The sequence below is a fragment of the Streptomyces sp. NPDC000229 genome (genome assembly GCF_040300825.1).
Classification (GTDB): Bacteria; Actinomycetota; Actinomycetes; order Streptomycetales; family Streptomycetaceae; genus Streptomyces.
In genome coordinates this window covers 111,415-123,760 of record NZ_JBEPEL010000007.1, presented here as the reverse complement: position 1 = coordinate 123,760, position 12,346 = coordinate 111,415, and the positions used below count along the sequence as shown (strand labels likewise).

The following is a 12,346-nucleotide window of genomic DNA, read 5'->3' as shown; positions in this document are numbered from 1 at the left end:
CGGGGCGGGGTGAAGCCCGGCGCGGCCTGCTGTGCCCGGGTGAACCGGACGACGCGCGCGCCGGCCTCAAGGAGCTGATCAGGAGCACCGGCGGTACCTTGCCCCGACCCCCACCGCGCCGGGGCGCGGCAGCTCCCACCGCGCAAGGGCGCACCCGGCGTCCCGGGTGCGCCCTCACAGTGGCCGCGTCGTCAGACGTCCATCGGGTCCCGCGGCATGCCCTGCGCGTCCTGCAGGCCCTGCCGCCGCTCGTCGCGCGGCTGGCGGTCCTTCTGCTGGCCCTTCTGCTGGCCCTTCTGCGTACGCTCCTGCGCCTCGCGCTTCGCGTCCTGGGCCCGGCGCTTGGCCTGGTCCTTCATCTCCTGCGCCTTGTCGTTGAACTGGTCTGCGATACCCATCGAGGTTTCTCCTGAAAGGGTGTGGGGGACTGCGGGAGCCGCGATCGGCTCCCGGCGTCGACCAGCCTGACACGCCCGGACATAGCGCGCATTTCGATCAAGCGGTGACGGTTCAGTCACTCTGCGTACGCGCCAGTTCGTCCGCCGCGCCGCCCGCCCCGACCAGCCCCTTCCGCACATTCGCCAGCCGCGGCTCGAAGCGCCGCATCTCGCGCTGCCCGACGGTGGCGATGAGCCCCGGCAGGTAGCCGCGCACCGACTGCATGCCCCGCAGCCACCACTGCGCGTACACGTGGGCCGAGCGCCGCTCGATGCCCGCGACGATCCGGTCCACCGCCGGGCCCAGCGGGTACGTACGGTTCGACGGCCACGGCAGCCGCTGCCGCAACTCCCGCATCACGTCGTCCTCGTCGGCGCCGCGCACCATGTCGGTGTCGGTCCACGACAGGTAGCCCACGCCGACCCGCACGCCCTTGTAGCCGACCTCCGCGCGCAGGCTGTGCGCGAACGCCTCCACGCCCGACTTGGACGCGCAGTAGGCGGTCATCATCGGCGCCGGGGTGATCGCCGCCAGCGACGCGATCTGGAGGAAGTAGCCCCGGCTCTCCATCAGCACCGGCAGGAACGCCCGCCCCGTCACCGCGCCGCCGATCAGATTGACCTCGATGACCCGCCGCCATGCGACGGGGTCGGAGTCCACGAACGGACCGCCCGCCGCCACGCCCGCGTTGGCGACGACGATGTCCACCTTGCCGAAGCGCTCCTTCACCTCACTCGCCACCTGGGCCATCGCCTCGTGGTCGGTGACGTCGACGTGCCACCAGTCGCTCTCGGTGTGCAGCCGCCCGGAGACCTCCTTCAGCAACTCCGGTTCCAGGCCCAGCAGCGCGACCTTCGCGCCCCGCGCGGACAGCTTGCGCGCCAGCAGTTCGCCGACACCCCGCGCCCCGCCCGTGACGACGGCGACCTGTCCCTCCAGGCTCACCCTGCTCATGCCACTTCCTCCTGCTCGGTACGGGCGTACGTCGTCACCAGGGCGCGGATCCGGGCCGTCACGGCCTCCGGCGCCTCGACCGGCGTCATGTGCCCGACGCCCGCCAGTTCCTCCAGCCCGACGCACTCGGGCAGCGCGGCGGCCAAAGCCCGCGCGTGCACGGGCGGCGTGAGCCGGTCGGCGGTACCGACGAGCACGGCCGTCGGCACGGTCAACTCCCGTACGCCCGACTCGACATCGAGCTCGGCGAGCACGTGCGACCACGCCACCCGCACCGCGCGCGGGCAGGCGTGCACGATCCGGGCGCACTCCGCGACCCGCTCGGCGGCCGAACCGGGGCCCATCGTGGCGTACTTGAGGAGGGCCTTCGACACGGGGGTCACCGGCCCGAGGGGCGCCCGGGCGCCCAGCACGGCACGGGTCAGCCGGGTCCGCAGCCGGCCGGCCCGCAGCGGCAGCACCAGCGACTCGGCGGCCAGCCGCGAGGGGCCCGTGCTGCACAGCAGGACGGCCGCCGCGTGCTCGCGCAGCCCCCGTCGCCCTGCGGCGGCCATGAGCGTCATACCGCCCATGGAGTGCCCGGCGAGCACGACCTTCTCACCCGGCGCCAGCGTGGCGGCCAGCACGGCCTCCAGGTCGTCGGCGAGGGCGTCCGTCGAGTACCCGGACCGCCCCACCGCGGGCGTGCGCCCGTGACCGCGCTGGTCGTAGACGATCACCCGGTGGTCGGCGGACAGGTCCCGTATCTGGGCGGCCCAGAACTCCGTCGAGCAGGTCCAGCCGTGGGCCAGCACCACCGCCGGGGCGCCGTCGGGCCCGTACACCTCGACGTGCAGCGTCGATCCGTCGGCGGAGACGGCGGGGACGATCCTCATGCCGCGGCCTCCTTCGGCTTCGCGGCCCGGAGCGAGCGGGCGCGGACGACCTCGTACTCCGACAGGTCCACCGCCCGTGTCGCCCGCCGGAACTCGGACGTCGTGCCCGGCCACAGCGTGGTGTTGCGTCCGTTGGCGTCCAGGTACCAGCTGTCGCAGCCACCCGCCTTCCACACCGTCCGCTCCATCCGGGCCTGTACGCGCCGGTTCCACGCGGCGACCGCCGAGGGACGGGCGGCGAGGGCGGCACGCTCGCCGAGCAGGTTCAGCTGCCGCAGGTAGCTGGCCATGTAGTTCAGCTGTGACTCGATCATGAGGATCATGGAGGAGTTCCCGAGGCCGGTGTTCGGCCCGATGATCGTCATCCAGTTGGGGAACCCGGCTGCGGTCGCGCCGCGCAGCGACTCCATGCCGTCCTTCCACGCCTCGGCGAGCGTGATGCCGTCCGCGCCCACCACACGCTCGGCGATCGGCATGTCGGTGACGCGGAACCCGGTGCCGAAGATGATGGCGTCGACCTCGGCCTCCGTCCCGTCGGCGGCGACGACGGCCGAGCCGCGCACCTCCGCCAGCCCGGAGGCGACGACGTCCACATTGGGCTGCGCCAGGGCCGGGTAGTACTCGCTGGACAGCAGGATCCGCTTGCAGCCGATGCGGTACGAGGGGGTCAGCTTGGCCCGCAGCGCGGGGTCCTTGATGGCCCTGGCCATGTTGGACTTGGCGATCGACTCGACCAGCCGCAGTTCGTTCGGCCGCTTGGTGAACGCGCTGACCTGCAACTCCCGGATACCCCAGAGCAGTCCGCGCCGCGCCTTCCCGGTGAACGGCAGCTGCCGGTGCAGCCACCGCTCGGCGCCGCTGATGGGGCGGTCCATGCGGGGCATGACCCAGGCCGGAGTGCGCTGGAACAGCGTCAGCCGGCCGGCCTTCGGCTGGATCGCCGGCACGATCTGGATGGCGGAGGCGCCGGTGCCGATCATGGCGACGCGCTTGCCGGTCAGGTCGTAGTCGTGGTCCCAGCGGGCGGAGTGGAAGACCTTGCCGCCCGCCTCCTCGAAGGCGGCGAGCCCCGGGATGTCCGGGATCCTGGGGTCGGACAGCGGACCGGTCGCGGAGACGACGACGTCGGCGGTGAGCGTCCCGCCGGAGGTCTCGATCTCCCACCGGAGCTCGTCGTTGTCCCAGCGCATCATCAGCACCTCGTGGTTCAGGCGGATGTGCGGGCGCAACTGGAAGGTGTCGGTGACGTGCTCCAGGTAGGCGCGGATGTGCCGCTGCCCGGAGAAGGTGCGCGGCCAGTCGGGGTTGGGCGCGAAGGAGAACGAGTAGAGGTGTGACGGTACGTCACAGGCACAGCCGGGGTAGCTGTTGTCGCGCCAGGTGCCGCCGACGGAGTCGGCCCGCTCAAGGACGACGAAGTCGGTGATCCCCTCGCGGCGCAGCCGGACGGCGGCTCCGAGGCCGCCGAATCCGGATCCGATCACCGCCACTCGTACATGCTCGTGCTGGCTCATGCCGCCTCCGCATCGGAAATCCGAGATCCGCAATACTCTGCCAGCAATCACTGGCACGGTTGTTGGGAGAGTAGAGCAGGTCCTTACCGAGCGGTAGGGGTCGGGCCAAGGAAGTTACCGGCGGTACGACATAAGGTTGCGGACGTGACGAACCAGCGGGCGAACGGGCGGGCGGACGAACCTGCGGACGGCCGGACGAACAGCCGGACGAACGACCGGAAGAGCAACCGCCCCGCACAGGGACCGACGCACGCCGACGGGGACGGACCGGCCCACCGGGCCGCCGACACCCGCGAGTACCGCATGGAGGAGCTGGCCGAAGAGGCCGGCATCACCGCCCGCACCCTGCGCTTCTACCGCGAGCGCGGCCTGATACCACCGCCCCGCCGCGAGGGCCGCATCGCCTGGTACGGGCCCCGCCACCTGGCCCGGCTGCGGACGATCGCCGCCCTGCTGGAACGGGGCCACACCCTCAACGGCATCGCCGACCTTGCCGCCGCCTTCGAGAGCGGACGCGACGTCGGCGAGGTGCTCGGGCTCGGCGAACCGACCGAGGAGGAGCCGGTCCGGCTCACCCCCGAGGAACTGGCCGACCACTTCGGCGACCAGGTCACACCCGAGAACTTCGCCGCCGCCCTGGAGCTCGGCTACCTGGCCACCGACGGCGAGGAGATCGTCCACGTCAGCCGCCGCCTGCTGGAGGTCTCGGCCGCCCTCGTCAAGGAGGGCGTCCCGCTGTCCGCGGTCCTGGCCGCCGCGGCGCGTGTCCGGGAACACGCCGACGGCCTCGCAGCCCTCTTCGCCGAGCTGCTGCACACCCACGCGGTGAGTGACGCCGATGTCGTACGGCTGCGCCCGCTGGCGAAGAGCGTGGTGGAGGCGGAGGTCTCGATGGCCCTGGACCGCCGCCTGCGCGCCCTCAGGCAGTAGCGCGCGGCGCGCGGGGCGCCCGGATCAGCAGCACCGCCGGTACGAGGCCGAGCAGCATGGGCGTCGGCTCCAGGATCGCCGCCGCCACCAGACACCAGGCGCCCAGCAGCCAGCCGACCGACCGCGGCACCGCGACCCGGCGGCGGGCCAGGTGGGCGACGAGCACACCCAGCAGGAGCATCGGGACCGCGAAGCTCCCCAGGACGAACCAGAACGCACCGACGGCACCGCCCGGGTGCACGAACTCGTCGCGCGGCAAACCCCAGAGCGCGCCGGTGAACCACTCGTCGAGGTACCGCGTGTTCTGCGCACCCGTGACGACCAGGTGCAGGGCACCCAGCGCCACCAGTATCCGTCCCGCCCACAGAGCAGCCATGTCCGCCATCCCCCTTTACGGTACCGATAGTTTCGGAACTGTAAGTACCGTATCATGGGGCACATGGCACGCCCCAGGGACAGCAGGGTGGACGAAGCGATCCTCCGCACCACCCGCGAACTTCTCTCCACCCACGGATACGGCGGACTGACGGTGGACGCCGTGGCGCAGCGCGCGGGCATCGGGAAGGCGGCGATCTACCGGCGGTACAGCACCAAACAGGACATGGTGTTCGCGGCGGCGGTGCACACCCCGGACCTCCCGCCGCCCCCGGACACCGGCTCCCTGCGAGGCGACCTGGCGGCCCTCGCCCAGGAGATCGTCGACCACATGGCGACCCCCGCCGCGGCCGCCGCCGTGCCGGGCCTGCTCGCCGACGTGGGCGCCTCCTCGGACCTCGCCGCCCGCATCCACGACACCTTCGTCGTGCGCGAGCAGGAGGTCGTCACCGCGGTCCTGGAGCGCGCGGTGGAGCGGGGCGAGCTGCCCGCCGTTCCGGATGTGGCGCTGGTCCACGCGCTGCTCACCGGCCCGGTGTTCACCACGCTCTACGTACAGCACCGCCGGCCGGACGGTGTGGCGGCACGGCTGGGTTCGCTCGTCGCACACGCGCTCCTGGCAGAAGCGGACGCCGACGCTGCGGCTGACGGCGGCACGGACGCCGGTACCGACCCCGGCACCGCGCTGGACACGGCCGCCGCACCCGCCGCATCCGGCACGCCCGGCCGGGCGCAGGGCGAGGGCCGCCACCACCGCGCCTTGTAGATGCCCCCGTCCGCCAGCCGGTAGCTCCCGGCCGGCCGGTGCACCGCCACGTGCCGGGTCCACCAGGTCTCCCCCAGGCCCCGTTCCGGCACCGTCGAGATCACCTGGCCGGTGGCCGGGTCGTCCCCCACCGCCTTGACCCGCGCCCGGCTGATCCCCGCCGCGCCCGGGAAGTCCCGCAGGAACTGCCCGGTGCTCTTCACGTACTGGTACACGGCCGAGCCGCTGCTCACCCACAGCCGGTCCGGGTCGCCCGCCACCTGCCCCAGGTCGTGGCCGTGCGGACTCGGCAGCCGCGCCTCGTAGGACTCGTCGAGGGTCGGCTCCGCCGCCGTACCGCCCACCCTCAGCGCCACCAGCCGGTCCCCGCCCAGCGCCCACAGCACCCGCCGCCCGGCGTCCCACTGGAGCCCGTGGGCGTCCTTCAGCCGGTACGTCGCATACGGCACGTCCGCGCGCCCCCGGGAGGCCGAGGCCGCGTAGAGCCGTACGACGCCGCCGGTGCTGCCCGCCACGGCGACATTGCCGTCCGGCAGCAGCTCGATGCTGTGCGGGTTGTCGCGGATGGTGCCCGGCGAGAGCGTCGCGCCCCAGTACCGCTCGCCCGACGGGTGGGCGACCACCGCCGCGAAGCCGTACGAGGCCACGGTCAGCACATACGTCCGGCCGCGCCACGTCCGCACCTTGGCCTCACTCGGGTGCACCCAGCTGACGTCCGGCTCCAGGTCCGCGTACCGGGCGTCCCCGACCGGCGAGAACGCCCACTTCACGACCGCCGGATCAGCGCCCGGGTCCCAGTCGCGACGCCGGCCGTCGAGGAGCAGGACGCGCCTGGAGGCCTGATCGGTGAGGAGGACGTCGGGCGTCCCGGCGGGGATCTCGGCAGCGGGAACCGGGACGGTGGCCGACGTCGGTACGGTGGCGGCGCTCAGCAGTCCGCACGTGACGGCCGCGATCAGGACGGACTTCAGCGGCGTACGTACGGCGGTGATGCGCACACCGCCTTACCTTGCCAGAAGGTTTCCCCCGAACCCGGGCTCGCCACACAAGCAGTGACACACCCTCACTTCCGGATCACGCCATCCCGCTTGCCGCTGCCCGCGTGCCCGCCTGCCCTACAGGTCGTACGCCGCCGTCACCGGGGCGTGGTCGCTCCACCGCTCGCCGTGCGTCGCGGCGCGTTCCACCCACGCCTTGACCGCGCGGGCGGCGAGGCCGGGCGTCGCCACCTGGAGGTCGATGCGCCAGCCCGCGTCGTTGTCGAAGGCGCGGCCCCGGTAGGACCACCACGAGTACGGCCCCTCCAGGTCGGGGTGGAGGGCCCGCACGACGTCCACGTACGACGCCTCGTCGAAGACGCGGGTCAGCCACTCCCGCTCCTCGGGGAGGAAGCCGGAGCTCTTCCGGTTGGCCTTCCAGTTCTTCAGGTCGGCCTCGCGGTGGGCGATGTTCCAGTCGCCGCAGACGACCACCTCGCGGCCGTCGGCGGCGGCGCGCTCCCTGAGCTCCTTGAGGTACGGCAGGAACTCGCCCATGAAGCGGATCTTCTCGTCCTGCCGTTCCGTGCCGACCTCGCCCGAGGGGAGGTAGAGGCTGGCGACGGTGACGCCGGGCAGGTCGGCCTCCACGTACCGGCCGGTGCCGTCGAACTCGCTCGACCCGAACCCGGTCCGTACGGCGTCGGGCTCACGCCGCGTGTAGAGGGCGACGCCCGCGCGGCCCTTGGCGGCGGCCGGGGCGTGGAAGGTGTGCCACCCCTCGGGCGCCCGGACCGCCTCGGGGAGCTGGGACTCCTCGGCCCGTACCTCCTGGAGGCACACCACGTCGGCCTCGGTGGCGGCCAGCCACTCCACGAAGCCCTTCTTGGCGGCGGCGCGCAGACCGTTCACGTTCACGGACGTCACAATGAGCATCCGCGCACCCTACCGACAACGCCTCGAAGATCGCTTCGCATGATTGTACGACACCTCGCATGATTATTCAGTCTCGGCCGTTCGACCACCCCGACGCCCGCAAACTCAACGACATGGTGCAGCTGGAGTACGCCGAGCGGTACGGCGACGAGGGCGACCTCACGCCGCTGGACCCGACGATGTTCCGCCCGCCGCGCGGGCTGTACCTCATCGCGTACGACACGGACGACCGTCCCGTCGCCACCGGCGGCTGGCGCACCCAGGACGCGAACGACGAGGGGTACGCGGACGGCGACGCCGAGCTCAAGCGCATGTACGTGGTTCCCGAGGCGCGGGGCCTGGGCCTCGCGCGCCGCATCCTCGCCGCCCTGGAGGACGACGCCCGGGCCGCCGGCCGCACCCGCATGGTGCTGGAGACGGGTGACGCCCAGCCGGAGGCCATCGCGCTCTACACGTCCAGCGGATACGAGCCGTGCGCCAAGTTCGGCTACTACCGCGAGTACGAGAGCAGCCGCTGTTTCGCGAAGCCACTCACGTGACGACGCACGCCCCCCGTGACGGCGGACAACAGAAGTCATCGTGACGCGCTCCTGACAAAGTACCGCCGCCCGTGGCACCCTGCCTCACGCACGTCGATCCGCACCGCTCTTCGTTCCCCCACCCTGCCCGGCCGCGCCGACCGCGCCCCGGGCACGGCAGAAGGAGACATGCGTGAGAGGCCAACGCACCGCCATGGGCGTCCTGCTGACCGTCGGAGCCCTGCTCACCGGCGCCCTGTCGACCACCACCGCCACCGCGGCCGGGCCGGCACCCGCCCCTGACACCAGGACCGTCACCGCCGCCGAACAGCACAAGGCACGGACCTTCTGGACCGCCGAGCGGATGCGCGGCGCCGCGCCGCTCGACCTGCTCCTCACCCCGCAGGCCGTCAAGAAACTCAAGGCCCCGAAGCCGAACGGCTCGGCGCCGACCACCATCGCGCCCACCGCCTTCCCGCAGGCGGGCGGGGCCTGGAGTGGTGGCGGAGCGGTCGTGAAGACGTCCGGGCGGGTGTTCTTCACCTTCCAGGGCCGTACCGCCTCCTGCTCCGGCAATGCCGTGACCAGCCAGAACGCCAGCACGGTCATCACCGCCGGGCACTGCGTGAAGTACCAGGGCAGCTGGCACACCAACTGGGTCTTCGTCCCCGCGTACAACAACGGCCAGGCCCCCTACGGCCAGTGGACCGCCACCAAGACGCTGACCACCCCGCAGTGGGAGGCGAGCGAGGACATCAACCACGACATCGGCGCGGCCGTCGTCGCCCCCCTCAACGGTCAGAAACTCACCTCCGTCACCGGCGCCCAGGGCATCCAGTTCAACGGCGGCTACAACAAGCAGATGTACGCCTTCGGCTTCCCGGCCGCGTCCCCGTACGACGGCTCGAAGCTGATCTACTGCAGCGGGAACTCCTCCAAGGACTTCCTCTTCTCCCAGGACCACAGCCTGGGCTGCAACATGACGGGCGGCTCCAGCGGCGGCCCCTGGTTCACCGGATTCAGCGAGACGGCCGGCACGGGCCTCCAGGTCTCGGTGAACAGCTTCGGCTACACGTTCCTGCCGAACCGGATGTTCGGCCCGTACTTCGGCAACGAGGCCAAGGCCCTGTACGACAAGGCCCAGGTCTCCTGACCTGAGCCCCGGTGCCCGGCGGGGGTTCGCGTACCCGCCGGGCTCACGGCGGCAGCGCCGTGTCCACCACGCCGCGGATGTCCTGGTGGAGCCCCCTCCCGCTCCCCCGATCAGCCGGTCGAAGACCAGCCCGTCCACGCGGGCGGGCAGCGTCACGGTCCGCCCGTCCGGGTCGGGCACCCCGTGCACGGCGAGGAGATTCCGTACGGCGTCCCTCGCGGCGTTCTCGCGGGAGGAGGATCTCCCCTCGGCTCCGAGTGGCGCACGCTCTCGACGGCGCACGCGTACCGGGCGAGGGACCGCCGCCGCCCCGGCCGACGCGGGGGGCCGCGCTCTCGCCGGCCGCCACGGCATCCACCGACCTGGGGCCCCGGCCCGGTACGACGCGGAACGGCGCCCGCGCAGCCAGGCGGTGGCCCTGGCGGCCCTGCGGGGCGGGGCGGACGGGCCGGCAGCCGGCACACCCGGTGGCCGTCGCCCTGCGCAACACGGCGGTCCGGCTCACACCGTCACGGGCGGCGATCGGGACGATCCTGCGGCACGCGGCCCGGACGCCATCGGTCCTCAGCCCGCGGTGACCACGATCCCCGGTACGAGGGCGAGGACGGATGCCGCGACACCCTCCAGGGGCACCGGTTCCGGGCCCTGACGGGAGTCCGGCGCGGGTGCCGGGCCTGAGTCCGGTCCTGGCTGCGGGCCGGGGGCCTGGTCGCTGACGCCGCGGACGCCGTACCGCTCGCCGGAGGGCGTCCCGGGCGGTGCTCCGCGCCCGGGGGCGGCCGTCGGCGGGCCGGACGGCCGGTCCGGTGACGGGCCCTTCCCGGAGCGTGCGGTCTCCACCTCCCCGGTGTCCCCGGCCTCCCCCGGCCCGTCGGCCGCCCGCCGGGGCGAGGGGGCGGCGACAGCGTTGTCGGTCAGCCAGCGCTGGGACGCCGATCCGTCGCGCAGCTTGACCACCACGGTGGTCCCCGGCTGAGCGGTGGTGGGTATCAGGCCCAGGCCCGCGTGCCACCGGGGCACGACATGCCCCTGGATGCTCAGGTCGTACCGCACGGTCGCGGCGGCCTGCGTCGCGCACAGCCGCAGGACGACCACGCCCGAGGGCTCCTGCGAGTTCGGGCACAGGACCGGTGCCGCGGCACTCCGCAGCAGCCCGTCCCGCTCGTACCGCCAGGACTGCGTCGGGGAGCCCGAGCACGGCGCGAGCGTGAGTTCGGTGCCGACCTGCGGCCGGCCGTCGCGGATGTCGAGGCACAACCTCGCCTCGGCGTTGCGCAACCGGGTGCTCAGGGCCCCGCTCCCGTGCCCGGCGGACGCGGGCGGCCGCGGCGGGGCGGCACTGGGCCGGGAGCCCGGCGCGGGGGTGGCGCCGCCCGGCGGAGCCACCGTGCCGCCCGGGGGCACCGAGCCTGCCTCGTGCCCGCTGCCACCGCCCGGGTCCGTCCGCAGGCCCGACACGACCGCCACGCCCAGGACGCCGGCCATCACGAGCCCGAGCCCCACCAGGAGCGCTCCCCCGCCCGGCACCGCCCTGGCGAGGCGCCGCGCGGCCCCCACCGGGACGGCCCGCGAGTGACGGCCCGCCCTCCGCGCCTCGGCCGGCGCACCGGTGCGAGACCGGGCACGGGAGCGGCCGGGCCGCGACTCGACGTACCCGCGGGCGCCCTCGCCGAGCACGCCCTCGGCCAGCAGCAGCGCCAGCCGCCCGTCGGAGTGGCGCAACTGGTCCGCCGCGTACCGGCAGTGCCGGCACTTCGCCAAATGCCGCTGAATGTCGGGGATCAGCGCGCCGCCGCGGCGCAGTGATATGTCGAGCAGCCGGTTGTAGTGACGGCATTCCGGGTCCGCCGCGAGCTCGGAATGGGCGCGCAGACAACCGGCGCGGAACAGTTCACGGGCGTCTTCGAGTTGTGCGGTCGCGGCACGGGGATCGATGGCAAGCAAAGCGGCCGGAATGGATATCCCCTCCGCCTCGACCTCCCTGTGCCAGAGGAGTACCTGCGCCGGTCGGGGCAGTGCCGCGAACGCGCGGGCGACGAGCTGCCGGTCGGGCGCGGGCCCGGCGGGACGCGGCAGCCCGGTCAGCAGGGCCGCGATACGGGCGTCCCCGGCCCACTCGGCGACGGTACGGCGGACCGCCACCAGCAGCCGCGGCCGCAACGCCCCCTCGGTACCGCCTCCGCCGCCGTACCGCAGCTCGTCCAGCACCTGCGCGAAAGCGGCCGACACGGCCATCGAGGCGTAGGTGCGCGATGCGGTGAGCAGCGCCGCGTAGTCGCTGACGGCTCCGCAGTGCCGGGCCATCAGCACGGTCGCGGGATAGGAGTCCGCCGGGCCCCCGCTGCCGGGCGCCGCGCCCAGCATGTCGGCCAGTGCCGCGTCCGCCCCTCCCGAGGTGGGTGCGTAGGGGGGCGGTGGCGGGACGGAATGCTCGGGACGGGGAGAGGGCATGGGACATTTCCATTCAGGGCATTGCGGTGGGGGGCTGAAGGAGAACGCAGCCTGATTGGTACATACCTTGTCGGCGCGATTCCCTTTTAGGGGTGCCACCGCCCAGGAATTCGAACTGCCGCTCAATTGAGCCCGGTTGGGCCCGCGGGGCTGCACAGCTTTCCATAACTCGCCGGTAGGGAACAAGAGTTCCGGCGAGTAACGCCCCTCGGCAATTCGAACCCGCCCCGCCCGTTCGGCACGGGCGCGCTCCTGCGGACCCGCCCACGGCCACCCGGGCACCTGGTCACCTGGTCACCTGGTCACCAACGACAAGATCCCGCCCGATCGGAATGATCGGACGGGATCTTGTGTGTGCGTGGACCTGAGGGGATTTGAACCCCTGACCCCCTCGATGCGAACGAGGTGCGCTACCAGTCTGCGCCACAGGCCCTTGCGACGTGTGAAACATTAGCATCC

General features: G+C 72.9%; 11 protein-coding genes, 1 tRNA gene and 1 pseudogene. 4 read left to right on the top strand and 9 right to left on the bottom strand.

From position 1 onward, the window contains the following. Positions 1-191: 191 nt before the first annotated feature. The 4 genes from ABT360_RS06760 to ABT360_RS06745 form a co-directional block, all read right to left on the bottom strand. Complete coding sequence (locus ABT360_RS06760) at positions 192-398, bottom strand: hypothetical protein (protein WP_351811783.1); 207 nt, start codon at positions 396-398, stop codon at positions 192-194. A 112-nt stretch (positions 399-510) separates the two neighbouring features. Continuing rightward, a complete protein-coding gene (locus tag ABT360_RS06755; RefSeq protein WP_351811780.1) occupies positions 511-1,392 on the bottom strand; it encodes an SDR family oxidoreductase in 882 nt (293 codons plus the stop codon). Next, a complete protein-coding gene (locus tag ABT360_RS06750; RefSeq protein ID WP_351811777.1) occupies positions 1,389-2,267 on the bottom strand; it encodes an alpha/beta fold hydrolase in 879 nt (292 codons plus the stop codon). Before ABT360_RS06750 ends, ABT360_RS06755 begins: the two co-directional genes overlap by 4 nt. Continuing rightward, entirely contained in the window at positions 2,264-3,781 is a 1,518-nt protein-coding gene (locus ABT360_RS06745; protein WP_351811774.1) for a flavin-containing monooxygenase, read from the bottom strand. Before ABT360_RS06745 ends, ABT360_RS06750 begins: the two co-directional genes overlap by 4 nt. 303 nt (positions 3,782-4,084) lie before the next feature. On the opposite strand from ABT360_RS06745, the gene ABT360_RS06740 reads away from it, so the two are divergent. Beyond that, positions 4,085-4,711, top strand: a complete 627-nt coding sequence (locus tag ABT360_RS06740) for a MerR family transcriptional regulator (protein ID WP_351811871.1) — start codon at positions 4,085-4,087, stop codon at positions 4,709-4,711. On the opposite strand, the gene ABT360_RS06735 is transcribed toward ABT360_RS06740, so the two are convergent. Next, positions 4,701-5,087 (bottom strand): DUF6463 family protein, encoded by a 387-nt coding sequence (locus ABT360_RS06735; RefSeq protein WP_351811771.1) that lies wholly within the window; start codon positions 5,085-5,087, stop codon positions 4,701-4,703. The two genes, ABT360_RS06740 and ABT360_RS06735, sit on opposite strands and share 11 nt — an antisense overlap. 63 nt (positions 5,088-5,150) lie before the next feature. Here ABT360_RS06735 and ABT360_RS06730 point away from each other — a divergent pair, with 63 nt between their 5' ends. After that, the gene (locus ABT360_RS06730) at positions 5,151-5,852 is read left to right on the top strand and encodes a TetR/AcrR family transcriptional regulator (RefSeq protein ID WP_351811768.1); all 702 of its coding nucleotides are present in this window, start codon (positions 5,151-5,153) and stop codon (positions 5,850-5,852) included. A 41-nt stretch (positions 5,853-5,893) separates the two neighbouring features. Here the strand turns inward: ABT360_RS06730 and ABT360_RS06725 are convergent. Beyond that, a pseudogene (locus ABT360_RS06725) lies at positions 5,894-6,499 on the bottom strand (DUF6528 family protein); the annotation flags it as partial. A 468-nt stretch (positions 6,500-6,967) separates the two neighbouring features. Next, positions 6,968-7,765 carry an exodeoxyribonuclease III gene (locus ABT360_RS06720; protein WP_351811765.1) on the bottom strand — a complete coding sequence of 266 codons (798 nt, stop codon included), beginning with the start codon at positions 7,763-7,765 and terminating at the stop codon, positions 6,968-6,970. Positions 7,766-7,824: 59 nt separating this feature from the next. Here ABT360_RS06720 and ABT360_RS06715 point away from each other — a divergent pair, with 59 nt between their 5' ends. Continuing rightward, a complete protein-coding gene (locus ABT360_RS06715) occupies positions 7,825-8,304 on the top strand; it encodes a GNAT family N-acetyltransferase (RefSeq protein WP_351811763.1) in 480 nt (159 codons plus the stop codon). A gap of 172 nt (positions 8,305-8,476) precedes the next feature. Further along, positions 8,477-9,436, top strand: a complete 960-nt coding sequence (locus ABT360_RS06710; RefSeq protein WP_351811760.1) for a trypsin-like serine peptidase — start codon at positions 8,477-8,479, stop codon at positions 9,434-9,436. A gap of 564 nt (positions 9,437-10,000) precedes the next feature. Here ABT360_RS06710 and ABT360_RS06700 read toward each other — a convergent pair. Both ABT360_RS06700 and ABT360_RS06695 read right to left on the bottom strand, forming a co-directional pair. Next, positions 10,001-11,887, bottom strand: coding sequence for an RICIN domain-containing protein (locus tag ABT360_RS06700; RefSeq protein ID WP_351811757.1), 1,887 nt, complete (start codon positions 11,885-11,887; stop codon positions 10,001-10,003). A gap of 359 nt (positions 11,888-12,246) precedes the next feature. Next, positions 12,247-12,320, bottom strand: a tRNA-Ala gene (locus ABT360_RS06695). Between the last annotated feature and the right edge of the window lie 26 nt (positions 12,321-12,346).